This window comes from Cryobacterium frigoriphilum, assembly GCF_004403305.1.
GTDB classification, from domain to species: Bacteria; Actinomycetota; Actinomycetes; order Actinomycetales; family Microbacteriaceae; genus Cryobacterium; species Cryobacterium frigoriphilum.
Genome location: NZ_SOHE01000088.1, coordinates 76,794 through 100,269, shown reverse-complemented (window position 1 = coordinate 100,269; position 23,476 = coordinate 76,794). Strand labels below are relative to the sequence as shown.

Below are 23,476 nucleotides of genomic sequence, written 5' to 3'. Positions count from 1 at the left end.
GGCCGGCGCGCTCTCGGCCGGCGTGCCCTCGGCCGGCGTGCCCTCGGCCGGTACAGCGGCGCGCACGGCGGCCGCCTGTGAGGCGGCTTCGGCGGCGGCTTCGGCGGCGGCGCGCAGACTTCGACGAGACGGCAGCGGCTGGTCGGGGTCAGGCACGTCTACGGCCTCTCGGTCGGGTGCACGAGCGAGCCGGCCGGCTTACCCGTGGCACGCTCGGAGTCGAGCGCGTGTTGCAAAATTATAGTTGCGGCCACCTGATCGACCACTGGACGCTGGGTTCGCGTCGACCGACCCGAGGTTCGCAGCGCCGCCTGAGCCGACACCGTCGAGAGGCGTTCATCGACCAGGCGCACCGGCACCGCCAGCGTGAGCGCGAGAGTCTCGGCGAAGTGCACCGCGTCATCCGTCGACGCCGTCCGGTTGCCCGAGAGGGCGAGCGGCAGTCCCACGATGACCTCCATGGCGTTCAGCTCCGTGACGATCGCGCCGAGGCGGGCGAGATCGGCGGTTCCGACCTTGTCGCGGGCGACCGTCTCGACCGGAGTTGCGAGCAGGGCGTGATTGTCGCTGCGGGCAACTCCGATGCGTACCGTGCCGACGTCGACCCCCACCCGCACGCCGCTGCGCAGAACGTCGGGGGCCTCGCCGGGGGAAGCCGTCTCGCAACCCACGCCTAGCGGCTGACGGCCGCGATAACGGACTGCAGGGCCGTGGGGATGGCGGTCAGATCGGTGCCGCCGCCCTGCGCGAGGTCGTCCTTGCCGCCGCCGCCGCCGCCGAGGATGCCCGACAACTGCTTCGCCAGCGCTCCGGCGCGGTGACCTGCGGCACGGGCCGCAGCGTTCGTCGCCACGATCACGACGGGCTTGTCGGCGACGGTTGCGGCCAGTGCGACGATGGACGGGTCGCTGCCAAGACGTTCTCTCGTCGCGGTGACGAGCATACGCACGTCGTCGGCGCTCGCGAGCACGCCCAGGTCGACGGCGACGACGCTCACGTCACCGGCGCGCTGCACGGTCGCGAGCAGCGCGGGAACCCGGTCGGTCAGGGCGCGGGCCTCAAAGGCCGCGATCTTCTTCTCGGCGGCCTTGAGGCTCGCGAGCAGGTCACCGATGCGCTCGGGCAGCTGCTCCCGCGGAGTCTTCAGATTTGCGGTCAGCTGCGACACGATTGCCCGCTCGACCGCGAGGTCACGGAAGGCTTCGAGACCGACCAGAGATTCGACACGACGGTTCGCGGAACCGACCGACGCCTCACTGACGAGGTTGATCATGCCGATCTCGGCGCTGGAGGCGACGTGGGTTCCGGCGCAGAGCTCGCGCGACCACGGGCCGCCAATGTCGACGACCCGTACGACGTCGCCGTACTTCTCGCCGAACAGGGCCATCGCCCCGAGAGACTTCGCCTCGGCGAGCGGCAGTTCCCGCGTGGTGACCTGCAGGTTGTCGCGGATCGCGTTGTTGGAGATCTCTTCGATCTCGCTGCGCGTGGCCGGCGACAGGGCCTGGTTCCACGAGAAGTCGAGACGAAAGAATCCGGCCTTGTTGTACGAACCGGACTGATGCGCGTTCGGTCCGAGAACCTGGCGCAGGGCCGCGTGCAGAATGTGCGTTCCGGAGTGCGCTTGGCGGGCACCGCGACGCCAGTCGGGGTCGACGACGCTCGTCGCTCGTTCTCCCACCCCGACCTCACCGCTGCGTACCTGAACCTTGTGGCTGATGAGGCCCTTGACGGGCTTCTGCACGTCGAGCACCTCGAGTTCGTAGCCGGCGCCGACGATCAGTCCGGCATCCGCTTCCTGACCGCCGGACTCGGCGTACAGCGACGTTTCCGCGAGAATGACCTCGGCGATGTCGCCGGCCACGGCACGATTCACCGAGCTGCCGTCGACGATGAGGCCGAGGATGACCGATTCGGAGTCGAGCTGCTCGTACCCGGTGAAGACCGTTTCGCCGGCGGCGCGGAAGGCTGCGTAGACCGACAGGTCGGCCAGCAGCGTCTTTTTGGATTTCGCGTCGGCCTTGGCCATGGCGCGCTGCTTGCTCATCAGGGTGTCGAAGGCCTCGCGGTTCACGCTGAGGCCGGCCTCTTCGGCCATTTCGAGGGTGATCTCGATCGGAAACCCGTAGGTGTCGTGCAGCAGGAACGCGGTTTTACCGGGCAGCTCGGTCTTCTGATCATTCTTGGTCTTCGCGACGGCGAGGTCGAGCACGCTGCTTCCGCTGGCGAGGGTGCGCAGAAACGTCTCTTCCTCGGCGTAGGCGGCCTGGCTGATGCGTCCGTAGTCGGCGGCGACCTCGGGGTAGGACGAGGCCATTGCATCGCGGCTGGCCGGCAACAGCTCAGGCAGGGTGGCCACGTCGACGCCGAGCAGGCGCATGGCGCGCACCGAGCGGCGCAGCAGTCGGCGCAAAATGTAGCCGCGGCCCTCGTTTGACGGCATGACGCCGTCGCTCATCAGCATGAGGGAGGAACGCACGTGGTCGGCGACGATGCGCATCCGCACGTCGTCATCGTGGTTGGCGCCGTAGCGACGGCCGGACAGAGCGGATGCCCGGTCAAGCACCGGCCGCACCTGGTCGATTTCGTACATGTTCTCGACGCCCTGCTTGAGAAAGGCGACCCGCTCGAGGCCCATGCCGGTGTCAATGTTCTTGCTCGGCAGGTCACCGAGAATCTTGAAGTCGCTCTTTCCGGTGCTTTCGCCGCGCAGGTACTGCATGAAGACGAGGTTCCAGATTTCGACGTAACGGTCGTCGTCGGTGGCCGGGCCGCCGTCGGCGCCGTAGGCGGGGCCGCGGTCGAAGAAGATCTCCGAGCACGGGCCGGCCGGGCCTGGCTGGCCGGTCGACCAGTAGTTCGATTCCATGCCGAGGCGCTGGATGCGGTTCTCCGGCACGCCGATGGCACGCCAGTAGCGAAAGGCTTCGTCGTCGTCGAGGTAGATGGTGACCCAGAGGTCACTCTCGCGGAAGCCGTAGCCGCCCAGATTCTCGGGGGTCGTGAGCAGCTCCCAGGCGAAGCCGATGGCCTCCTGCTTGAAGTAGTCGCCGAAGCTGAAGTTGCCGTTCATCTGGAAGAACGTGCCGTGACGCGGGGTCTTGCCGACCTCTTCGATGTCATTGGTGCGAATGCACTTCTGCACGCTCGTGGCGCGCTTGTACGGTGCCGGAACCAGCCCGGTCAGGTACGGAACGAACGGGACCATTCCGGCGACCGTGAACAGCAGGGTGGGGTCATCGCTGACGAGCGAGGCCGAGGGGACGACGGTGTGGCCGCGGCCTTCGAAAAAGTCGAGCCAACGCCCGCGAATATCAGCAGTCTGCATGGGGTCCGTCTATTCGGTGGTGCATGAAAGGTGCATAAAACAGTAGAGCCCGGCCGGGGCCGGCCGGCCGTGAGTGCGTGCGTGCGTGCGTGCGATCGTCGGCGTGGGACGCCTCGTGAAGACCGGTTAGCGTTCGGGCGCGTCTTCGGCGATCGCGTCGCGCAGCTCGGCCTCGCGCTGGCGGTAGCCATCGGAGATGGCCTCACCGAATTCCCGGGCCTTGACGTCGAGGTCGTTGAAGAACTGCTTGCCCTGCTTGGTCTGATTGACCTCGTGGGCCACGACAAATCCCACGGCAACGCCAACAACCAGCCAGACGAACTTCTTCATTTAAATGCTCCCAGAGGTAATTGGTACACGACCAGCGTATAGGTCTAGCGCCGACGACGCCGGGTGGCGCGCTCCGCCGCGGGTGCAGCGGCCGGCACTACGGTGCGGAATGCGGCGCGAACACCGGCCGAGAAACCGGCGAGTTTAATCAGTGGTCCGCCCACGGTGGCGGCGAACAGGGCGACCAGCGCTGACACGTTACCGGTGACATCCGCTAGATTGCTCGTGATCGTGTCAACCCGGGCGATTTGCGCGTTGGTCTGCTTGAGCGTTGTCGTGGACTCGGCAATGAGCGGCGTGACGTTGTCGCTTAGGTCACGAATCGCGTGCGTCGTTTCGTCGAAGACGCGGCCTAGTTTGACCAGCGGTATGGCGAGAACGGCGACGAGCACGGCGAACACTCCGGCCGCGATGAGTCCGGCAATATCTCCACCTGACATGAAAACCACTCTCTCGACGTTGGAACTTTCGACTTGGGGAACTAAAAAGGCGGACCACCCGGAGGTGATCCGCCTTTCAGCGTAACTCTTATCTATCGAGCTGCACGGTGTTAGCGAGCTGCACGGTGTTATCGAGCGGCGTAGTACTCCACGACGAGCTGAACTTCACACGTCACGGGGATCTCGATGCGCTTCGGGGCGCGCACGAGGCGGGCCTGAAGCTTGTCGAGCTCAACCTCGAGGTACGGGGGAAGCTTCGGCAGCAGGTCCACGTGTCCGCCGGCGGCGGCAACCTGGAACGGCTCCATGCCCTCGCTGCGAGCCTTCACGTGAATGAGCTGGCCCGGCTTGAGACGGTAGGACGGGCGGTCGACGAGCTCTCCGTCAACGAGGATGTGGCGGTGGGTCACCATCTGGCGAGCCTGCGCGGTGGTGCGGGCGATCGCGGAGCGAACGAGGAGGGCATCGAGACGGGTCTCGAGGATCTCAACGAGGTTCTCACCGGTCAGTCCCTGACGACGACGAGCCTGCTCGAAGGCAATCTTGAGCTGGGCTTCGCGGATGCCGTACTGGGCGCGTAAGCGCTGCTTCTCGCGAAGACGAACGGCATAGTCCGAGTCGGTCTTGCGCTTGGTGCGACCGTGCTCGCCCGGTGCATAGGGGCGCTTTTCGAGGAAGCGAGCTGCCTTCGGGGTCAGGGCGATGCCCAGAGCACGAGACAGACGAGTTTTACTGCGGGTACGTGACTTAGTAGACACGGTTTCCTTTCACTGGGACTCAAACAGGGATACCAGGGCGCGTGCCGCGCGGTGCACAGGTGTGCAGGCACGGGAGTGCGTCATGGGAGATCAGAGGATTGGGTGCCACGGGACGCCCGGCTACAGGGCTTTTCCCCTCCAAGCTGGTGACGGACGCAGCCGCATGCCGAGACCAGTTGTAGGCGAGGACCAGACTAACACACCGGCTCACTCACGCCCGCGAACAATGCGCATGATCTTGGCGAGCCGCGCCGACACCTCACGCTCGTAGCCGTGCTCGGTCGGCACGTAGTACCGCACCGACTTGATCTCATCCGGCGAGTATTGCTGCGTCACCACGCCAATCGGGTCGTTGTGCGGGTACTGGTAGCCCTTGCCGTGGCCCAGCCGCTTCGCTCCGGGGTAGTGGGCGTCGCGCAGGTGTTTGGGCACCCGTCCGGCCTTGCCCGCCCTGACATCGGCGATGGCGGCATCGAGCGCCATATAGGCGGCGTTGGACTTCGGCGCCGTCGCGAGGTGCACGACCGCCTGTGCCATCGGGATGCGCCCCTCCGGCATGCCGATCATCTGTACGGCATCGGCGGCGGCCATCGCAATCACCAGGGACTGCGGATCGGCCATGCCGATATCCTCCGACGCGAGCACGATGATGCGCCGGCAGATGAAGCGCGGGTCCTCACCGGCCTCAATCATGCGGGCCAGGTAGTGCAGGGCTGCATCGACGTCGGAGCCGCGTACCGATTTGATGAAGGCACTGATGACGTCGTAGTGCTCGTCGCCGTTGCGGTCGTAGCGCAGCAGCGCGCGGTCGACCGCGAGGGCGACGATCTCGGTCGTGATGAGGGGCTTGCTCGTGTCCCCCGGCGCGATGGTCGTCGCAGCCGAGACGGATGCTGCCTCGAGCGCCGTCAGCGCCCGCCGGGCATCCCCCGACGCCAGTCGGATGATCGCCGACCGTGCCTCAGGGTCGAGGTCGAACTTGTCGTCGAGGCCGCGGGCATCGGTGACCGCGCGGTCGACGACCACGCCGAGGTCGTCGTCGCTCAGCGTCTCGAGGGTGAGCAGCAACGAGCGGGAGAGCAGCGGTGAAATCACCGAGAAGGAGGGGTTTTCCGTGGTCGCGGCCACAAGAATGATGACGCCGTTCTCGACGCCGGGCAGCAGGGCATCCTGTTGCGCCTTCGAGAAGCGGTGGATCTCGTCGAGAAACAGCACCGTCGACAGGCCGTAGAGATCGCGGCTGGTGCGTGCCTCTTCCATCACCTGTCGCACGTCGCGCACTCCGGCCGACACGGCCGAGAGCTCGACGAAACGGCGGCCGGAGCTGTGCGCGATCGCCTGCGCGAGGGTGGTCTTACCCGTGCCGGGCGGACCCCAGAGAATCACCGAGACCGAGCCGCGCTCCCCCGTTTTGTCGCTCGCGAGGCTGACCAGGGGCGACCCGGGAGTCAGCAGGTGCCGCTGGCCGGCGACCTCATCGAGGGTGGTGGGGCGCATCCGCACGGCGAGGGGGGTCGCGCCCGTGCGCAGACCCGGTTGAGCATCCGACATTCCTCCAGCGTAGACACTGCCACCCGATAAGTTTGTGCGTAGAGTTCTACGAGGTCGTGCGACCCGGCTCGGGCGCCCCAGGAGGATATAACGTGGCACAGAATTACAAGCCGGAGCGTGAAGCGCGCGAAGAACGTGGGCGGGTTCGCGGCTATCAGGCTCGTCGAGCCGTGCACGACAACCAGCTCTCGCGCCGCAAGCGCGACAACATTCTGGCTGGGGCCGGTCTCGTGGTCGTGCTCACCTTGCTCGTCGGCGCCCAGGTCTTCTACTTCTCTGGCGGCCCCGGCACGCCCGCGGCCACCGACTCAGCGACGGATGCCCCCAGCACGGATCCAGCCGAGGCCCGCACCCTGCCCTCCGTCGACGTTGCCGAAAATCGCACATGGACGGGCGCACTGAACCTCAACGACATTCCGCTGGGGATCGAGCTCGACGGCGCTCTGGCCCCGCAGGCGGTCGCGTCGACGATCGCCCTCGCGCAGGACGGTTTCTACGACGGCATCGACTGCCACCGCCTCACGACCGATGGCTTCTTCGTGCTGCAGTGCGGTGACCCCGAGGGCGACGCAACCGGCCCCGGCTACAACTACGGGCCGATTGAGAACGCCCCGGCCGACGACGTGTACCCGGCGGGCACTATCGCAATGGCGCGGGTCGGCAACGACGCGGAAAGCATCGGCAGCCAGTTCTTTCTCGTCTACGACGACACCACCATCCCCTCCGACAGTGCCGGGGGCTATACGGTGGTGGGACGTGTCACGAGCGGACTGGACGAGCTGAAGGCCGGCATCACGGATGCCGGCACCGACGACGGTTCCACCGACGGCGCCCCGGCGGTTGCGACCACCATCACCGCATTTTCCCTCCAGTAGTTTTTTCGTACCATTAGGCGATCAGTTCAGTAATCCGGTAATCCGCGCGCAGGCTTGCAATAGGCTTGAGCGGGTATTAGCCCTCTCAGGGGCACACAAACGAGAACAGCAAGGTGAGGCTCTTGACTACGACAGATCAGCAACCATGGGGTCGCGTAGACGAAACCGGCACGGTATTCGTGCGCGAGGCGTCAGGCGAACGCGCCGTTGGACAGTACCCGGATGCAACTCCGGAAGAAGCACTGGCCTACTTCGAGCGTAAATACAATGAGCTCAACGGTCAGGTCACCCTGCTCGAGCAGCGCGCGAAGGGTGGTGCCCCCGCCGCCGACGTGGCGAAAGCGGTCGCCAATCTCAGCGCGACGGTCGCCACGGCCAACGCCGTCGGCAACCTCGCCGCACTCGTCACCCGCCTCGGAGCCCTCGGCGGTGCCGTCAGCGAACTCACCGAGCAGCAGGGCCTCGAGGCGAAGGCCGCAGCATCCGCTGCCGTGGCCGAACGCGCCGCGATCGTGGAAGAGGCCGAGCGCCTCGCCGCAGAAGACCCCGCCAAGACGCAGTGGAAGCAGACCAGCGCCGCTCTCGACGCCCTGTTCGCCAAGTGGCAGGCACACCAGCACGACGCGCCGCGTATTCCCAAGGGTGAGGCCAACGACCTGTGGAAGCGATTCCGGGCCGCACGCACGATCATCGAGCAGAACCGCAAGGCCTTCTTCGCCGAGCTCGACAGCGCCCACAAGGATGTGCGCACCCGCAAGCAGCACCTCATCGAGCAGGCCGAGGCCCTCGCGGCCAAGGGTGCCGACGGCATTCCCGTCTACCGCAACCTGCTCGAAGAGTGGAAGCTCGCAGGCCGCAGCGGCAAGAAGCAGGACGACGCCATGTGGGCCAAGTTCAAGGCTGCCGGTGACGTACTGTACTCGGCCAAGTCCGAGGTCGACGCCGTCGACGACGAAGAGTACGCGGGCAACCTCGTCCTGAAGCTCGAACTGCTGACCGAGGCCGAAACGCTTCTGACGGCTACCGACCGCGTCGCGGCCCGCGACACTCTCAGCGGCATCCAGCGCAAGTGGGACGCCATCGGCAAGGTTCCGCGCGACCAGGTCAAGACCGTCGACGAGCGGCTGCGCAAGGTCGAAGCGGCCGTGCGCAAGCTCGACGACGACCACTGGATTCGCAACAACCCCGAGACGAAGGCCCGCACCGAGGGCCTCGCCGGCCAGCTGTACGACGCCATCGAGAAGCTCGAGGCGGAACTGGCCGTGGCCCAGGCCGGAAACGACCCGGCCGCCATCACGGAGGCCACAGAAGCACTCGCGGCTCGCAAGGCGTGGCTCAAGGCCATCGGCCTGTAGCGCGGCGTTTTTCAGAACCGCGACTTCTCCACACGAGGCCATTCCCGGCAACTGTCCACAGTTTGCCGGGGATGGCCTCTGTCGTTCGCGCACCGTGCCAAGGTGTTCGCATGAATTCCGACCCGCCCGTGCGTCTTCGCTCCGTTCCGCCGCCGCCGCCGCCGCCGCACGATCTTGCCCTCGCCGAGCTCTGCAGCGCCCGGCTTGACGGGGAGATCTACCTGGTCGGCGACGTGTGGTATCCGATCGACGAGATTGACAGCCCCGCGAGCCGTGCGCGCACCATCAGCAGACTGGTACCGGTCGCGGTCGTGGCCGAACGCTCAAGCGCCGCGTGGATTTTCGGGCTCGCACCTGAGCCGTGCTGCCACGAGTTGCACCTCGACAGCGGTGCCCGCAAACGCGTGCCCCTCTCGCTGCGCGTGCGGGTGCGCGAGGTGCGCGACCCGCTCGCGGAGACCCTCACCATCGGCGGAGTCTGCGTCACGACGCCCCTGCGCACCGCCGTCGACCTCGCGCTCTGCCGCACCAACCCCGCCGGGGATTGCGAAGAAGCCCGGCTGGTCGACCTCTTGGCGGCGCTGTTGCGTTACGGTGGCTACCGCACCGTGCGCGAGGCGCTGCACGGATGCGTTCCCGCTCTCTCCCCGTCCGGCCAGCGGGCGGCCGCTCGGTTCAGAGCAGTGCAGGATCTGTTCGACGATGAGACGCTGCCCGGTCGACGCAGGCCCAGCTCGGCCGTCGCAGATATTACCGAGGAGTGCACCTAGCCGTCGCTGACGCGGTACACGTCGTAGACGGTATCGATGCGCCGCACGGCGTTCAGGATGCGATCGAGGTGCGTCGCATCCCCCATCTCGAAGACGAATCGGCTCAGAGCCAGTCGATCACTCGACGTGTTGACGGTGGCGGACAGAATGTTCACGTGGTGCTCCGATAAGACGCGGGTCACGTCGGAGAGCAAACCGGAGCGGTCGAGCGCCTCGATCTGGATGTGCACGAGGAAGAGACTCTTCGAGGTTGGCGCCCACTCGACGTCGATCATGCGCTCGGGTTCCTTGAGCAGCGACGCCACGTTATGGCACGATGCCTGGTGCACCGAGACGCCCGAACCGCGCGTGATGAAGCCGACGATCTTGTCCCCGGGTACCGGCGTGCAGCAGCGAGCGAGCTTCACGAGAATATCCGGCGCGCCGCGCACGAGTACCCCGGAATCACTGTGCCGCAGGGTCTGGGTATGGCCGCGCGGAGCGACGGGCAGGTCGGTGCTGTCGCCTTCCTCGATGCTTTGCAGCGAGGCGACGACCTTTTCGAGCACCGACTGCGTCGACACGTGGCCCTCGCCGACAGCGGCGTAGAGCGCGGAGACGTCCTCGTACCGCAGCAGCGCCGCCACCTCGGCAAAGGAATCCTGATTCATGAGCTTCTGCAGCGGCAGGTTCTGCTTGCGCATGGCGCGGGCGATGGCATCCCGGCCCTGCTCGATTGCCTCGTCGCGGCGTTCCTTCGTGAACCACTGACGAATCTTGTTGCGCGCCCGCGGGCTGCGCACGAAATTGAGCCAGTCCTTGCTGGGGCCGGAGTCCGGGTTCTTCGAGGTGAAGACCTCGACGACATCTCCGGTGGTGAGCGTGCTCTCGAGCGGCACGAGCCGGCCGTTGACCTTCGACCCCATGGTGCGGTGCCCCACCTCGGTGTGCACCGCGTAGGCGAAGTCGACCGGTGTCGCCCCGGTCGGAAGCCCGATGACGCGCCCCTTCGGGGTGAAGACGTAGACCTCTTTGGCGCCGATCTCATAGCGCAGCGAGTCGAGGAACTCACCAGGGTCGGCGGTTTCGGCCTGCCAGTCACTGATGTGGGCGAGCCAGGCCATGTCGGTGTCGCTCTGCGGCCCCGGTCCGCCGGCACTCTTGCCGTTGACGGCCTCTTTGTACTTCCAGTGTGCGGCTACACCAAACTCGGCGCGCTGGTGCATTTCCTGGGTGCGAATCTGAATCTCGACGGGTCGCCCCTTGGGGCCCATCACGGTCGTGTGAAGGGACTGGTACAGGTTGAACTTGGGGGTGGCGATGTAGTCCTTGAACCGGCCGGGCAGCGGTGTCCAGCGGGCATGAATGGACCCGAGCACGGCGTAGCAGTCCCGCACCGAATTGACGAGCACCCGAATGCCCACGAGGTCGTAGATCTCGTCGAACTCGCGGCCGCGTACGACCATTTTCTGGTAGATGGAGTAGTACTGCTTGGGTCGGCCGGCGACCTTGCCCCGAATGCGTGAGGACTTCAGGTCTTCATTGATGGTGTCGATGATGTTCTGCACGAACTCTTCGCGCTGCGGGGTGCGCTGCTTGACGAGGCTCTCGATCTCGGCGTAGAGCTTGGGGTACAGCACAGCGAAGGAGAGGTCTTCGAGTTCCCACTTGATGGTCTGAATACCAAGGCGGTGTGCAAGCGGCGCGTAGATCTCCAGCGTCTCTGTGGCTTTGCGTACGGCGGATTCGTTGGGAACGAAGCCCCAGGTGCGGGCGTTGTGCAGCCGGTCGGCGAGCTTGATGATGAGTACGCGGATGTCCTTGGACATCGCGACGATCATCTTGCGCACGGTTTCGGCCTGCGTCGAATCGCCGTACTTCACCTTGTCGAGCTTGGTCACGCCGTCAACGAGCATCGCGATCTCGTCACCGAAATCGGCCCGCAACTGGTCGAGGGTGTAGTCGGTGTCTTCGACGGTGTCGTGCAACAGCGCCGCCGACACGGTCTTGGTGCCGATACCGAGGTCCGCGAGAATCTGAGCCACGGCGACCGGATGCGTGATGTAGGGCTCACCGCTGCGGCGCATCTGGCCCTCGTGGGCGCGCTCGGCGACGCTGTAGGCCCGCTCGATGATCGACAGGTCAACCTTGGGGTGGTGCAGCCGCACCGTCTTGATGAGGGTGTCGACGGCGCCGGCCGGCTGAGCACGAGAAAAAATGCGGGGCACGAGGCGGCGCAGAGAAGCGGATGATGGTGTCGTCGTGTCGGTCATCGCTTCACCTCATTTCTCGTGGCGTGTGCTTTTGACCAATTATGCCTGTTTCTCGCACGCGGCCGGTACAGCACCCAATCGGCACCGCACCTGATCGGCACCGCACCTGATTGGAACAGCGCGGCTCAGGCCGTGACGTTGGCCGCCTTCTCGGACTTGGCGGTGACGGCCTCCGCCTGCGTGCGAGCCGCAATGGCACGCTTGTCGCGGCGCTGGATCTCGGGCTCGGCCGTGCGCAGCTGCGAGTACAGCGGTGCGGCGATGAAAATCGTCGAGTACGTACCGACGAGGATTCCGATCAACAGCGCAAGCGAGATGTCGCGCAGGGTTCCGGCGCCGAGCACGAAGGCACCGATGACCAGAATCGAGGCCACCGGCAGGGCGGCGACGACCGAGGTATTGATCGAGCGCACGAGGGTCTGGTTGACCGCAAGGTTGACCGACTCCGCGAAGGTGCGCCGCGATTCCGACCCATCTTCGCCGGTGTTCTCCCGGATCTTGTCGAACACCACAACGGTGTCGTAGAGCGAGTAGCCGAGAATCGTCAGAAAACCGATCACGGCCGCCGGGGTGATTTCGAACCCGGTGATGCCGTAGAAGCCGGCGGTGATCACGAGGTCGTGCAGCAGCGCGACCATGGCCGCGGCGCTCATCTTCCAGGTGCGGAAGTACACGGCCATGACGACGCCGGCGAGCACGAGAAAGACGACCAGGGCGCGCAGCGCCTGACCGGTGATGTCTGCGCCCCACGACGGACCGATGAAGGAGGCGGCGACTTCGGCTTCCGGCACCTCGTAGGCCGCGGCGAGGGCGTTGCGCACGGCACGCGTGTCATCACTCGTCAGCTGGTCGGTCTGCACCCGAATCTCGCTGTCACCGACGGCGGAGATCTTCGGTACCGTCTCGGGAACGACGCTGGCGACGGCCTCGGCCGCGGTGTCCTGGGACGGGTCGGCGATCTCGGTGACGACGAACTCGCTGCCACCGGTGAATTCAATGCCGAAGACGAAGCCGCCCCTGGCGAACGGGCCGAGGGACGCGATCAGGATCAGGCCGGCGGCGATCAGGTACCAGAGCTTGCGTCGACCGACGATGTTGATCGAGCGCTTGCCCGTGTAGAGGTCATTTCCGAACTGCGAGAAGCTGGCCATCAGGAATCCTTCCCGTCGTTCGATCGATCTGTGCTGGTCTTGGTGGACGTGCCGCTGCCGACGAGGTCGGCGGCCTTGCGCTCGGCGATGGTCTGCCGTTTGGCGGCCTCGCGGCTCGACGATGCAGCCTTGACCGGGGAGACGGATGCCGACGGAACGAATTTCGCTCGTCCCCGGTACACCGCCCCGAGGGCACGCGGGTCGAGTCCGCTGAGCGTGTGGCCCTCACGGAAGAAGCGGGTCTTGGCCACAAGCTGCAGCATCGGGTGGGTGAAGAGACTCACCACGAGCAGGTCGACGACGGTCGTCAGGCCCAGGGTGAGCGCGAAGCCGCGCACGTTGCCGACGGCGAGCACGAACAGCACAGCCGCGGCGAGAAAGTTGACGACGTCGGAGGCGATGATGGTACGCAGCGCCCGCTTCCAGCCCGCTTCCACGGCACTCTCGAGGCCGCGTCCGTCACGCAGCTCGTCTCGAACGCGTTCGAAGTAGACGATGAAGGAGTCGGCGGTGATACCGATGGCGACGATCAGACCGGCGACACCGGCAAGCGAGAGCCGGTAGCCCTCCCGCCAGGACAGCAGGGTGATGAGAAAGTACGTGATGACCCCGGCCACGATGAGCGAGGCAACGGTGACGAGGCCGAGCAGGCGGTACTGCGCGAGGGAATACAGCACGACGAGCACGAGGCCGATGAGGCCGGCGATGAGGCCGTTGCGCAGCTGGGTGTCGCCGAGCGTGGCCGAGATGGTGTCCTGGCTCTGCACGGTGAAGCTGATCGGCAGGGCGCCGAACTTGAGCTGGTCGGCGAGGGTCTTCGAGGATTCCTGGGTGAAGTTTCCGCTGATCTGGGGCTTGTTGGTGACGCCCTGCACGACCGGAGCCGTGATGACCTGACCGTCGAGCACGACCGCGAACTGGTTCTGCGGGGACTCGAGTGCGATCAGCCGGCTGGAGATGGCCTGAAAGTCTTCGCCGCCCTGGCCGTTGAACTCGATGTTGACGAGCCATTCGCCGGTGCTGGCGCCGCTCTGGGTGGTTCCGGTGCCGTTGGTGGCGTCGGCGATGGTCTCGCCGCTGACCTCGACCGGCCCGAGGATGTATTTGGCGGAGCCATCGGCCTCGCAGGTGATGAGCGGATCGGCTGCCGGGGCGACGTTACTGGTGTCGATGGCGCTGCAGTCGAAGGCTTCGAACTGGGCGGCGAGAGCCGGCGTGATGTAGTTCAGGTCGCTCGCGTCGGTCGGTTCGACCTCGGGGGTGGTCGACAGGTTCGGGTCGACGCTGGTCGGTGCGGGCGTCGAAACGCCGTCTTCACCGACCGTCGCGCTCGACGGTGCCGACGCGACGAGAACGGGCCGAAACTCGAGCTTGGCGGAGGACTCGATGCGGTTGATCGTCTCGTCGTCGGGGGTACCGGGGATCGAGACGACGATGTTCTGGCCGCCCTGAGTGTTGATCTCCGCTTCGGAGACGCCCGAGGAGTTCACCCGCTGCCGGATGATCGACACGGCCTGGCTGAGCTGTTCGCTCGACACCGTCTGGCCTTCCTCGATCAGGGGCTCGAGGATGATCTGCGTGCCGCCCTCCAGGTCGAGGGCCAGCTTGGGTGTCCACGATCCTTCACCGGTCATCACGCCGACGGCGTTGAATCCGATGAGGGCGACGATGATGACACCGAGCCAGGTCAGGGAACGCCAGGCTTTTCTGCCCGGGGACGACTTAGCCACCTATGAACTCAGCTTTCTATTCGGTGCATGCCGGCCCATTCACACAGGCCAGGGTCCGCGCCAAACGGCGCAGACCCGCTGTTCTACTGCTGCGTATCTACTGCTGCGTATCTACTGCTGCGTGCCTACTGCTTACGCGTCGCTCTTGCCGGGCTTGTCGTCGTCGCCCTTGCGCTGACCGAACTCGGGATCGGTTCCGAAGTCAGCCGGTTCGGGCACAACGAGCGTCTCGGCGCCGTCGACGTCGTCGTCATCGGTCGCAACGATCGGGTCCACGACGCGAGCGATCGTCTGGCGGTGAATCTCGACGATCGTGCCGGGTGCGATCTGCAAGGCAACCTTGTTGGCTTCCTCGTCGATCGACACGATCGTACCGTAGAGGCCGAAGTTGGTCATGACGTCAGCGCCGGGAACCATGGTGGCCTGCAGGGCCTCCTGGTCCTTCTTACGCTTGCGTCCGTTGCGGAACATGAAGAAAACCAGCATCGCCAGCACGGCGAGCATGACAAGTGTCAATCCATCCATAAAGCTAAAAAACCTTCCAATTGCGGCGCTGCTTCACAATCGCTGCGCCGAAGCCTGTGTCTCGGTACGAACCAGCTTGAATTATAGGTCATCAAGGGGCAGACCACCCTGAGAGGTGAGACCCCCCGATGAGCTGAGTCCAAAGTGCCGCCACGCTGCGGGGGTTGCGACCCGACCGCGCGGGGTACGCGTGAGGAAGCCTATCCGCACGAGGAAGGGTTCGACGACCGCTTCGATCGTTTCCGACTCCTCACCGACCGACACCGCAAGGGTGTTGAGTCCGACCGGACCGCCCCCGAACCGCGTCAGAACGATGCGCATAACCTCGCGGTCGAGCCGATCGAGGCCGATCTCATCGACGTCGTAGAGCTCCAGGGCGGCGTGAACGGCCGTCAGATCGGCGTCGCCGCCGTGCACGAGCGCGTAGTCGCGCACACGCCGCAGCAGTCGGTTGGCGATGCGCGGTGTGCCGCGACAGCGCCCGGCAATTTCGGCAAGGGCGCGCTGGCCGATGGGCAGCCCGATCAGGGCGGCGGCACGTTTCAGCACCAGCTCGAGTTCGTTCTCGGCGTAAAATTCGAGGTTGGCGGTGAAGCCGAAACGGTCCCGCAAGGGGTTCGGCAGCATCCCGGAGCGTGTCGTGGCGCCCACGAGGGTGAACGGTGCCAGATCGAGTGGAACGGATGTCGCCCCGGCCCCTTTGCCGACCATGATGTCGATCCGAAAGTCCTCCATGGCGAGGTATAGCATCTCTTCCGCCGAGCGGGCCATACGGTGGATCTCGTCGATGAAGAGCACCTCACCGGGAACGAGTGAGGACAGCACCGCCGCGAGGTCACCGGCATGCTGGATGGCCGGCCCGCTCGCCATGCGCAGGGGCCGGTCGCCCTCGTAGGCGATGATCATGGCCAGGGTGGTCTTGCCGAGCCCGGGCGGGCCGGCGAGCAAAATGTGGTCTGGGGTGCGATTCTGCATCGTCGCCGCGGTCAGCAGCAGCTGCAGCTGCCCACGCACCTTCTGCTGGCCGACGAACTCGGTGAGGCTGCGGGGGCGCAGGGCGCCCTCGAAGGCGAGCTCACCCTCGCTCTCAAGGCTCGGGTTGGTGACTTCGTCTCCGGCCGTGGGTGCCGCCGGTTCGGTCATTCGGCACGTCCCGGTGTCGTCAGGTGCGGACTCGAGACATGCTGCGCCGGTCCGAGGCGGCCGAGCGCGAGCCGCAGGATCGCGGCTACGGATGCTGTCTCGCCCTCCCCCAGGTCGGCGAGCGTCGCATCAACGGTCTCGGACGCCACCCGTTCGGTCCAGCCAAGCCCAATGAGCGCGGCCTGCACCGTCGCGGCGACGGTGCGCGCCGGTGCGGTGCGGGCGGCCGGTGCGGGCGCTGTCACGACGAGCTTGCCGGCCAGAGACAGAACGATGAGCTTGGCGGTCTTCGGACCGATTCCACTCACCTTGCGAAAGACGGCATCATCATCATCGGCTACGGCCTGGGCGATCTGTTGTGGTACCAGAACCCCCAGTACCCCGAGGGCGGACTTCGGGCCGACACCGGTCACGCCGACCAGCAGCTCGAAGACATGGAGCTCCTCGTGGCTGTGAAAGCCGTAGAGGGTAAGCGAGTCCTCACGCACGATCAGCGTGGTCGCCAGGCGTGCCTCCTCGCCGATGCGGCAGCTGAGGGCCGTCGCCGGGGTCACCTGCACCGACAACCCGATACCGCCGACCTCGACCACGACCATCGAACCAAGGGCGGACAGGACGGGGCCACGTATGGAAGAAATCACCGCTTAAGACTACGCGGAGCCACCGACGGTGCGGTGCCCCGCTCCGTTGATCCGCGCACTGTTGATCCACGCTCAGCCGCGCGCCAGGCCTTTTGAGCGGGGGTCAGGGCGGCGGCCGGGCCGGAAGCCGCGATCGACGCCTTCGTGGGCAGGGTGCCGCCTGCGGCCCCGGTGCGCCAGGCATGGCAGATGGCCAGAGCGAGCGCATCCGCTGAGTCGGCCGGCTTGGGAATCTCGCTCAGACCGAGAATGCGGGCGACCATGGTACCGACCTGTTTCTTGTCGGCGGAGCCGTAGCCGGTGATGGCCGCCTTGACCTCGCTCGGCGTGTGCAGCGTCACGGTGAGGCCGCGCTGGGCGGCGAGCAGCAGGGCGACGCCGCTGATCTGCGCGGTGCCCATCACCGTGCGCACGTTGTGCTGGGCGAAGACACGCTCGATGGCGACAAACTGGGGCCGATGGCGGTCGAGCATGTCCTCGATGCCGCGGCTGAGCAGCAACAGGCGCTCTTCGAGCGGCAGATCGGGTGCACTCGTGAGGGTCGCGACGTCGACGAGGGTCGCCGTACGATTGCCGGCCACGTCGACGACGCCCACTCCGCAGCGGGTGAGGCCCGGGTCAATTCCCAACACCCGGACCGCGCCCAGCCGCACCATACCGCTTACTCTGACTCGGCTTCGAGTTCGGCCTGCACCTCGGGCGTGACGTCATAGTTGCTGTAGATGTTCTGCACGTCGTCGAGGTCTTCGAGGGCGTCGATGAGGCGGAACACCTTGCGGGCGGTTTCGGCGTCGACCTCGACCTTGAGGGACGGAACGAACGCGATGTCGGCGGAGTTGTAGTCGATACCGGCGGCCTGCAGGGCCGAACGCGTTGCGACGAGGTCGGCCGCGTCTGAGAAGACCTCGAAGGTGTCGTCTTCGGTCAGCACCTCTTCGGCGCCGGCGTCGAGTACGGCCATCAAAACGTCATCCTCGGTGAGGCCGTCGTGGTGGCCCACGACGACGACGCCCTTGCGGTGAAAGTTGTACGCGACGCTGCCCGGGTCGGCCATGGTGCCGCCATTACGGGCCATGGTGGTGCGCACTTCGGCCGCCGCGCGGTTCTTGTTATCGGTGAGGCACTCGACCATGATCGCCACGCCATGAGCGGCGTAGCCCTCATACATGATGGTCGTGTAGTCGACCTGTTCGCCCGACAGCCCGGCGCCGCGTTTGACCGCACGGTCGATGTTGTCGTTGGGCACCGAGGTCTTCTTGGCCTTCTGGATGGCGTCGACGAGGGTCGGGTTACCCGACAGGTCGGCGCCGCCCATGCGTGCGGCGACCTCGATGTTCTTGATGAGCTTGGCGAAGGCCTTGGCGCGCCGAGAGTCGGTAACCGCCTTCTGGTGTTTCGTGGTGGCCCATTTGGAATGCCCGGACATAATTCTCCCGTTGTGTGCTCGCTGGTACTGATGTGAACCCTGCACTGATGTGAACCCCGTACTGAGGTAAACCCCATACTGAGGTGAACAGTGCCTGTTACGGCTGTCGTTCTCGTCGTTGAAGTCTAGCCCGGGCACGTCCGCGAGCGGCTGACCCAGACCCGCGCGTCACTCCAGCAGGGTGTGCAGGGTATGCAGGTTGCGGGTCGTGGTGGTGGCGCGATACTTCACTTTGCCGCTCTTCTTACTGAAGGCACTCTTGACTCCCACGGCCTTCTTGACCTCCCAGTACAGAACACCGTGGCCGAGCTCGACGCGTTCGTCGGCGGCGTCGAGTTCTCTGGCGTGTCCGGCCAGTTCCGACAGGTGCCCCGGTTCGGAGGAGAACATGACGTACGGGTGCCAGGCCGCGTGCTTCTCGTCGAAGGGGTAGGCGCGCACGACCCGATCGAGGGTCTCGTGGTCAATCAGCACGATCCAGGCCTCATACTCGAAACGCGCCGTGAGCGCCGCCTCGATGCGGGCCTTGAGTGCCGCGAGTTCCTCGTGGTTGGCGAGCGGCTTGTCGATGCTGAAGATCACGTTGCCGCTCGCGAGAACGGTCTTCACGTCGGTGTAACCGAGTCCCGTGAAGGTGTCGGCGAGGTCCGTCATGGTGATCGTGATGCCGTTGACGTTGATGCCGCGAAGCAGGGCGATATAGCGTGTCATCGTTGACTCTTTCCATAACCGCTCGGCGCCGTCCGTTCACTGAAGAACGAACCGGCCGTGCGTTAGCGACGCAAGGCGGCGGCAGCCACCCTGCGTAAAAAGTACTCGTGAAACCGATAGTCCCCGGTGATTTCGGGGTGAAACGAGGTGCCGAGCAGGTTGCCCTGCTCGACGGCGACGCAGCGGCCGTCGGCGAGGCGGGCGAGGGCCGTTGCGGCCGGGCCCACCCTCTCGACGACCGGGGCACGAATGAAGGCGGCGTGCATCGGGGCGCCGCTGAGCACCGCAACCTGCAGGTCGGTCTCAAAGCTCGCCGCCTGCGAACCGAAGGCATTACGACGCACGATAATGTCGAGGCCGCCAATGCTCTGCTGCCCGGCGATGCCGTCGAGCACGGTGTCGGCGAGCATGATCAGGCCGGCGCAGGTGCCGTAGACGGGCAGGCCGTCCTGAACCGCCGCCCGCAGCGGTTCGAACAGGCCGAACATGCGCGCCAGCTTGTCCATGACGCTGGATTCACCGCCCGGAATCACAAGCCCGCCCACGCGGGCGAGCTCCTCGGGGCGACGCACCAGAACGACCTCAGCGCCCAGGGCGCGCAGAACGTCGGCATGTTCACGAAAGTCGCCCTGCAGGGCAAGCACCCCGATCGGGGCGTCACCCTGCCTGGCTGATTCGGTCACAGCACCCGGCACGGCGGGTGCGGGCAGATCGACGAGTACGCTGTCAGGCATCGAGGCGGGTGTTACCAGCCGCGGGTGGCGAGGCGGTGCGGGGCGGGGATGTCGGTGACGTTGATGCCGACCATCGCTTCGCCGAGGCCGCGCGAGACATCCGCGATGATCTTGGCGTCATCGAAGAAGGTGACGGCCTTGACGATCGCCGCGGCACGCTGCTCCGGGTTGCCCGACTTGAAGATGCCGGATCCGACGAAGACTCCGTCGGCGCCGAGCTGCATCATCATCGCGGCGTCGGCCGGGGTGGCCACTCCCCCGGCGGTGAAGAGCACGACGGGCAGCTTGCCGGTCGCCGCGATCTCGGCGACGAGTTCGTACGGCGCCTGCAGCTCCTTCGCGGCGACGTAGAGTTCGTCCTTGCCGAGCGAGGACAGACGGGCGATCTCACCCTTGATGGTACGGATGTGCTTGGTCGCCTCTGAGACGTCGCCGGTGCCGGCCTCACCTTTGGAACGGATCATGGCCGCGCCCTCGGTGATGCGGCGCAGCGCCTCACCCAGGTTGGTCGCGCCGCAGACGAACGGAATGGTGAAGTTCCACTTGTCGATGTGGTTCACGTAGTCGGCGGGGCTCAGCACCTCTGACTCGTCGATGTAGTCCACCTCGAGGGCCTGCAGAATCTGCGCCTCGACGAAGTGACCAATGCGGGCCTTCGCCATGACCGGAATGTTGACCTCGGCGCGGATGCTGTCAATCAGGTCGGGGTCGCTCATTCGCGCAACGCCGCCCTGCGAACGGATGTCGGCCGGCACACGCTCGAGGGCCATGACGGCGACGGCGCCGGCGTCTTCGGCAATGCGGGCCTGCGCTGCGGTGACGACGTCCATGATGACGCCGCCCTTGAGCATTTCGGCGAGTCCGCGCTTGACGCGGCTCGAGCCGACCTGTTCGGGGGAAGTGGTTTCAGTCATGCTGTGATCCTATTCCTTGCTTTGTACTGACACGGGAGCTCGGTGGGCGCGCCCGGAGTTCTGGGTTGAGCTGGCTGGGGCGAGCTGGCTGGGTTGAGCTGGCTGGGGCGAGCTGGCTGGGCTAACGCGCCGGCCAGCCGTTGGCGATGTTGCGGCGTACATCCCCGAGCAACTGCGGAATGGCCTTGGTGCCGGCGATGATGGGAAAGAAGTTCGAGTCGAGGGCCCAGCGCGGCACGATGTGCTGGTGCAGGTGCTCGGCAATTCCCGCGCCGGCGATGCGGCCCTGGTTCATGCCGATGTTGAAACCATCGCAGTGCGAGACCTCGGTCAGCACGCGCATCGCGATCTGCGTGAGCTCGCCGATTTCGGCGATCTCCTCGGGAGTGGCCTGATCGTACGTGGCGACGTGGCGGTACGGGCAGACCAGGACATGGCCGCTGTTGTACGGGAACAGGTTGAGCAGCACGTAGGCGTGCTCGCCGCGGGCCACGATCAGCGCCTTCTCGTCGGTCATCGAGGGGGCGATGCAGAACGGACAGTCGTCGGCGTGCGGCTGTTGGCCGTCTTGGATGTAGACCATGCGGTGCGGGGTCCACAGGCGCTGGAAGGCGTCGGGAACGCCCGCGAACTCGCTCGAGCCTTCGACGACGAGCCCCTCGGCGTCGAGGCCCGATCCACGCAGCCGGTCTTCGGGGTGGGCGGCCACCTAGCGCGCGTCCTGAGTGACGGGAGCAGGCGCATCCGTCGCCTCGATGAGGGCGGCCGGCGAGGTCACCACCTGCGCTCGGGTCTCGATGGCCTCGACGATGCGACGGATGGCCTCGTCAACCGGCACGCCGTTGTCCTGCGTGCCATCGCGAAAGCGGAAGCTGACCGCGTTGTTGGCCTGGTCCTCTTCGCCGACAATGAGCTGGAAGGGCACCTTGGCTTTGGTGTGGGTGCGGATCTTCTTCTGCATGCGGTCGTCGGAGTGGTCGACCTCGGCGCGCACGCCGACCTTCTTGAGGCGCATGATGATGTCGTCGAGAAATGGGCCGTACTGCTCAGACACGGGGATGCCGACGACCTGCACGGGCGAGAGCCAGACCGGGAAGGCCCCGGCGTAGTGCTCGGTGAGCACCGCGAAGAAGCGCTCGACCGAGCCGAACAGCGCGCGGTGAATCATGACCGGGCGCTGGCGGGTGCCGTCGTTGGCGGTGTACTCGAGTTCGAAGCGCTCCGGCAGGTTGAAGTCCAGCTGGATGGTGGACATCTGCCAGGTGCGGCCGAGGGCGTCGCGGGCCTGAACGGAGATCTTGGGGCCGTAGAACGCGGCGCCGCCCGGGTCGGCGACCAGCTCGAGGCCGGAGGCGGTCGCGACCTCTGAGAGGGTCTGGGTGGCTTCCTCCCAGGCCTCGTCGCTGCCGACGAACTTCTTCGGGTCTTTTGTGGAGAGCTCGAGGTAGTAGTCGTTGAGACCGTAGTCGGCGAGCAGGTCGAGCACGAAGTTGAGGGTGCTCGTGAGCTCCTCTTTCATGCCCTCCTTGGTCGTGTAGATGTGAGCGTCGTCCTGGGTCATGCCGCGCACGCGGGTGAGGCCGTGCACCACACCGGACTTCTCATAGCGGTAGACCGAGCCGAACTCGAACAGGCGCAGCGGCAGCTCGCGGTAGCTGCGGCCGCGGGACTTGAAGATGAGGTTGTGGAACGGGCAATTCATGGGCTTGAGGTAGTAGTCGACGCCCTGGCGGGTCACGTGACCGGAGTCGTCACGCTCTTCGTCGAGGTGCATCGGCGGAAACATGCCGTCGGCGTACCAGTCGAGGTGTCCGGAGGTCTCGAAGAGGGTCGACTTGGTGATGTGGGGGGTGTAGACGAAGTCGTAGCCGGCTTCGGTGTGGCGCTGGCGGGAGTAGTTTTCCATCTCCTGACGGATGATGCCGCCCTTGGGGTGGAAGACCGGCAGGCCGGAGCCGATTTCTTCGGGAAAGCTGAACAGGTCGAGTTCGGCGCCGAGCTTGCGGTGGTCGCGCTTGGCGGCCTCCTCCTGCCGGGCCTGGTAGGCGCGCAGGGCGTCTTTCGTGGGCCAGGCGGTGCCGTAGATGCGCTGCAGCTGCGGGTTCTTCTCGGAGCCGCGCCAGTAGGCGGCGGCCAGCCGGGTCAGCGAGAAGCCGTTGCCGATCATGCGGGTATTGGGCAGGTGTGGGCCGCGGCAGAGGTCCTTCCAGACCGTCTCCCCCGTCTTTGGGTCGACGTTGTCGTAGATGGTGAGTTCGGCGCCGCCGACCTCGACCGATTCTTCCTCGGCGGTCGCGCTGTTGTTCGCGTCGATCGCCTCGGTCTGGTCGCCGCCCTCTCCGGGTCCGCCCTTGATACCGATCAGTTCGAGCTTGTAGGGTTCGGCGGCCAGCTCAGCGCGAGCCTCGTCGTGGGTGACGACACGGCGCACGAAACGCTGGCCCTGACGGATGATTCGATCCATCGCCTTTTCGAGCGACTTGATGTCCTCGGGAGTGAACGGGTCGGCCACGTCGAAGTCGTAGTAGAAGCCGTCGGTGACGAACGGGCCGATGCCGAGGCGCGCGGCCGGGTTCACGGTCTGCACGGCCTGGGCCAGCACGTGGGTCGCCGAGTGGCGCAGAATGTTCAATCCGTCGGGCGAATCAATAGTGACCGGCTCCACGACATCCGTTGTCTCGACGGTAGCCGCGAGATCTTTCAGCTCGCCGTTGACGCGCATGGCGACAACAGACCGGTCGGTGAAAAGCGCAAAGCCGTCAGCCACGTGTATAACTCCCTGTTTATTGCGGACTCTCCAACTTTAGCGGCGTGGGAGAGTCGCAACTGCAGGAACGGCTGT

22 protein-coding genes are annotated in these 23,476 nt (G+C 65.9%); 3 read left to right on the top strand and 19 right to left on the bottom strand.

The features are described from left to right. Positions 1-158: 158 nt before the first annotated feature. From ruvX to E3T55_RS19490, 6 genes are all read right to left on the bottom strand, one after another. Positions 159-629: a Holliday junction resolvase RuvX gene (gene ruvX / locus E3T55_RS19515; protein WP_134521219.1), complete on the bottom strand. Its 471-nt coding sequence runs from the start codon at positions 627-629 to the stop codon at positions 159-161. Positions 630-673: 44 nt separating this feature from the next. After that, positions 674-3,328 carry an alanine--tRNA ligase gene (gene alaS / locus E3T55_RS19510; RefSeq protein WP_134521196.1) on the bottom strand — a complete coding sequence of 885 codons (2,655 nt, stop codon included), beginning with the start codon at positions 3,326-3,328 and terminating at the stop codon, positions 674-676. A 126-nt stretch (positions 3,329-3,454) separates the two neighbouring features. Then, positions 3,455-3,658 (bottom strand): hypothetical protein, encoded by a 204-nt coding sequence (locus tag E3T55_RS19505; RefSeq protein WP_134521194.1) that lies wholly within the window; start codon positions 3,656-3,658, stop codon positions 3,455-3,457. Between the two features lie 44 nt (positions 3,659-3,702). After that, the gene (locus E3T55_RS19500) at positions 3,703-4,098 is read right to left on the bottom strand and encodes a DUF948 domain-containing protein (RefSeq protein WP_134521192.1); all 396 of its coding nucleotides are present in this window, start codon (positions 4,096-4,098) and stop codon (positions 3,703-3,705) included. Between the two features lie 128 nt (positions 4,099-4,226). Further along, complete coding sequence (rpsD, locus tag E3T55_RS19495) at positions 4,227-4,856, bottom strand: 30S ribosomal protein S4 (RefSeq protein ID WP_134521190.1); 630 nt, start codon at positions 4,854-4,856, stop codon at positions 4,227-4,229. Positions 4,857-5,063: 207 nt separating this feature from the next. Next, entirely contained in the window at positions 5,064-6,407 is a 1,344-nt protein-coding gene (locus E3T55_RS19490) for a replication-associated recombination protein A (protein WP_134521188.1), read from the bottom strand. A gap of 92 nt (positions 6,408-6,499) precedes the next feature. Between E3T55_RS19490 and E3T55_RS19485 the strand changes: the two genes are divergently transcribed. The 3 genes from E3T55_RS19485 (at position 6,500) to E3T55_RS19475 (ending at position 9,407) form a co-directional block, all read left to right on the top strand. Continuing rightward, positions 6,500-7,282 carry a peptidylprolyl isomerase gene (locus tag E3T55_RS19485; RefSeq protein WP_134521186.1) on the top strand — a complete coding sequence of 261 codons (783 nt, stop codon included), beginning with the start codon at positions 6,500-6,502 and terminating at the stop codon, positions 7,280-7,282. Positions 7,283-7,404: 122 nt separating this feature from the next. Continuing rightward, positions 7,405-8,637, top strand: coding sequence for a DUF349 domain-containing protein (locus tag E3T55_RS19480; RefSeq protein ID WP_134521185.1), 1,233 nt, complete (start codon positions 7,405-7,407; stop codon positions 8,635-8,637). A 110-nt stretch (positions 8,638-8,747) separates the two neighbouring features. Then, the gene (locus tag E3T55_RS19475) at positions 8,748-9,407 is read left to right on the top strand and encodes a hypothetical protein (RefSeq protein WP_134521183.1); all 660 of its coding nucleotides are present in this window, start codon (positions 8,748-8,750) and stop codon (positions 9,405-9,407) included. Here the strand turns inward: E3T55_RS19475 and E3T55_RS19470 are convergent. From E3T55_RS19470 to thrS, 13 genes are all read right to left on the bottom strand, one after another. Beyond that, positions 9,404-11,659 carry a RelA/SpoT family protein gene (locus E3T55_RS19470; protein WP_134521181.1) on the bottom strand — a complete coding sequence of 752 codons (2,256 nt, stop codon included), beginning with the start codon at positions 11,657-11,659 and terminating at the stop codon, positions 9,404-9,406. The two genes, E3T55_RS19475 and E3T55_RS19470, sit on opposite strands and share 4 nt — an antisense overlap. A gap of 125 nt (positions 11,660-11,784) precedes the next feature. Next, entirely contained in the window at positions 11,785-12,810 is a 1,026-nt protein-coding gene (gene secF, locus E3T55_RS19465) for a protein translocase subunit SecF (RefSeq protein ID WP_134521179.1), read from the bottom strand. After that, the gene (gene secD / locus E3T55_RS19460; RefSeq protein WP_134521177.1) at positions 12,810-14,540 is read right to left on the bottom strand and encodes a protein translocase subunit SecD; all 1,731 of its coding nucleotides are present in this window, start codon (positions 14,538-14,540) and stop codon (positions 12,810-12,812) included. The genes secF and secD overlap by 1 nt, the downstream gene beginning before the upstream one ends. Before the next feature lie 132 nt (positions 14,541-14,672). Further along, the gene (gene yajC / locus E3T55_RS19455) at positions 14,673-15,065 is read right to left on the bottom strand and encodes a preprotein translocase subunit YajC (RefSeq protein ID WP_134521176.1); all 393 of its coding nucleotides are present in this window, start codon (positions 15,063-15,065) and stop codon (positions 14,673-14,675) included. Positions 15,066-15,146: 81 nt separating this feature from the next. Further along, a complete protein-coding gene (gene ruvB / locus E3T55_RS19450; protein ID WP_134521175.1) occupies positions 15,147-16,208 on the bottom strand; it encodes a Holliday junction branch migration DNA helicase RuvB in 1,062 nt (353 codons plus the stop codon). Beyond that, positions 16,205-16,849, bottom strand: coding sequence for a Holliday junction branch migration protein RuvA (gene ruvA / locus E3T55_RS19445; protein ID WP_134521174.1), 645 nt, complete (start codon positions 16,847-16,849; stop codon positions 16,205-16,207). The genes ruvB and ruvA overlap by 4 nt, the downstream gene beginning before the upstream one ends. Beyond that, entirely contained in the window at positions 16,846-17,505 is a 660-nt protein-coding gene (gene ruvC, locus E3T55_RS19440) for a crossover junction endodeoxyribonuclease RuvC (protein WP_134521173.1), read from the bottom strand. Before ruvC ends, ruvA begins: the two co-directional genes overlap by 4 nt. A 5-nt stretch (positions 17,506-17,510) precedes the next feature. Then, positions 17,511-18,275, bottom strand: a complete 765-nt coding sequence (locus tag E3T55_RS19435) for a YebC/PmpR family DNA-binding transcriptional regulator (RefSeq protein ID WP_134521172.1) — start codon at positions 18,273-18,275, stop codon at positions 17,511-17,513. 168 nt (positions 18,276-18,443) lie between these two features. Next, positions 18,444-18,986, bottom strand: coding sequence for a DUF1697 domain-containing protein (locus E3T55_RS19430; protein ID WP_134521171.1), 543 nt, complete (start codon positions 18,984-18,986; stop codon positions 18,444-18,446). Between the two features lie 62 nt (positions 18,987-19,048). After that, positions 19,049-19,720, bottom strand: a complete 672-nt coding sequence (pdxT, locus tag E3T55_RS19425) for a pyridoxal 5'-phosphate synthase glutaminase subunit PdxT (protein WP_134521170.1) — start codon at positions 19,718-19,720, stop codon at positions 19,049-19,051. A gap of 11 nt (positions 19,721-19,731) precedes the next feature. After that, complete coding sequence (gene pdxS, locus E3T55_RS19420) at positions 19,732-20,634, bottom strand: pyridoxal 5'-phosphate synthase lyase subunit PdxS (RefSeq protein ID WP_134521169.1); 903 nt, start codon at positions 20,632-20,634, stop codon at positions 19,732-19,734. Between the two features lie 121 nt (positions 20,635-20,755). Then, positions 20,756-21,319 (bottom strand): HIT family protein, encoded by a 564-nt coding sequence (locus E3T55_RS19415; protein WP_134521217.1) that lies wholly within the window; start codon positions 21,317-21,319, stop codon positions 20,756-20,758. Between the two features lie 24 nt (positions 21,320-21,343). Continuing rightward, on the bottom strand, positions 21,344-23,356 hold the full coding sequence (gene thrS / locus E3T55_RS19410) for a threonine--tRNA ligase (protein ID WP_241993165.1): 2,013 nt from the start codon (positions 23,354-23,356) through the stop codon (positions 21,344-21,346). Between the last annotated feature and the right edge of the window lie 120 nt (positions 23,357-23,476).

Bases quoted from the DNA above. Each gene is read 5' to 3' on its own strand.
- ruvB (WP_134521175.1), bottom strand. From the start codon at position 16,208: ATGACCGAACCGGCGGCACCCACGGCCGGAGACGAAGTCACCAACCCG.
- E3T55_RS19470 (WP_134521181.1), bottom strand. From the start codon at position 11,659: ATGACCGACACGACGACACCATCATCCGCTTCTCTGCGCCGCCTCGTG.
- pdxS (WP_134521169.1), bottom strand. From the start codon at position 20,634: ATGACTGAAACCACTTCCCCCGAACAGGTCGGCTCGAGCCGCGTCAAG.
- ruvC (WP_134521173.1), bottom strand. From the start codon at position 17,505: ATGGTGCGGCTGGGCGCGGTCCGGGTGTTGGGAATTGACCCGGGCCTC.
- E3T55_RS19505 (WP_134521194.1), bottom strand. From the start codon at position 3,658: ATGAAGAAGTTCGTCTGGCTGGTTGTTGGCGTTGCCGTGGGATTTGTC.
- E3T55_RS19500 (WP_134521192.1), bottom strand. From the start codon at position 4,098: ATGTCAGGTGGAGATATTGCCGGACTCATCGCGGCCGGAGTGTTCGCC.
- E3T55_RS19435 (WP_134521172.1), bottom strand. From the start codon at position 18,275: ATGTCCGGGCATTCCAAATGGGCCACCACGAAACACCAGAAGGCGGTT.
- pdxT (WP_134521170.1), bottom strand. From the start codon at position 19,720: ATGCCTGACAGCGTACTCGTCGATCTGCCCGCACCCGCCGTGCCGGGT.
- thrS (WP_241993165.1), bottom strand. From the start codon at position 23,356: ATGCGCGTCAACGGCGAGCTGAAAGATCTCGCGGCTACCGTCGAGACA.
- E3T55_RS19475 (WP_134521183.1), top strand. From the start codon at position 8,748: ATGAATTCCGACCCGCCCGTGCGTCTTCGCTCCGTTCCGCCGCCGCCG.
- secF (WP_134521179.1), bottom strand. From the start codon at position 12,810: ATGGCCAGCTTCTCGCAGTTCGGAAATGACCTCTACACGGGCAAGCGC.
- E3T55_RS19490 (WP_134521188.1), bottom strand. From the start codon at position 6,407: ATGTCGGATGCTCAACCGGGTCTGCGCACGGGCGCGACCCCCCTCGCC.
- E3T55_RS19430 (WP_134521171.1), bottom strand. From the start codon at position 18,986: ATGACACGCTATATCGCCCTGCTTCGCGGCATCAACGTCAACGGCATC.
- alaS (WP_134521196.1), bottom strand. From the start codon at position 3,328: ATGCAGACTGCTGATATTCGCGGGCGTTGGCTCGACTTTTTCGAAGGC.
- yajC (WP_134521176.1), bottom strand. From the start codon at position 15,065: ATGGATGGATTGACACTTGTCATGCTCGCCGTGCTGGCGATGCTGGTT.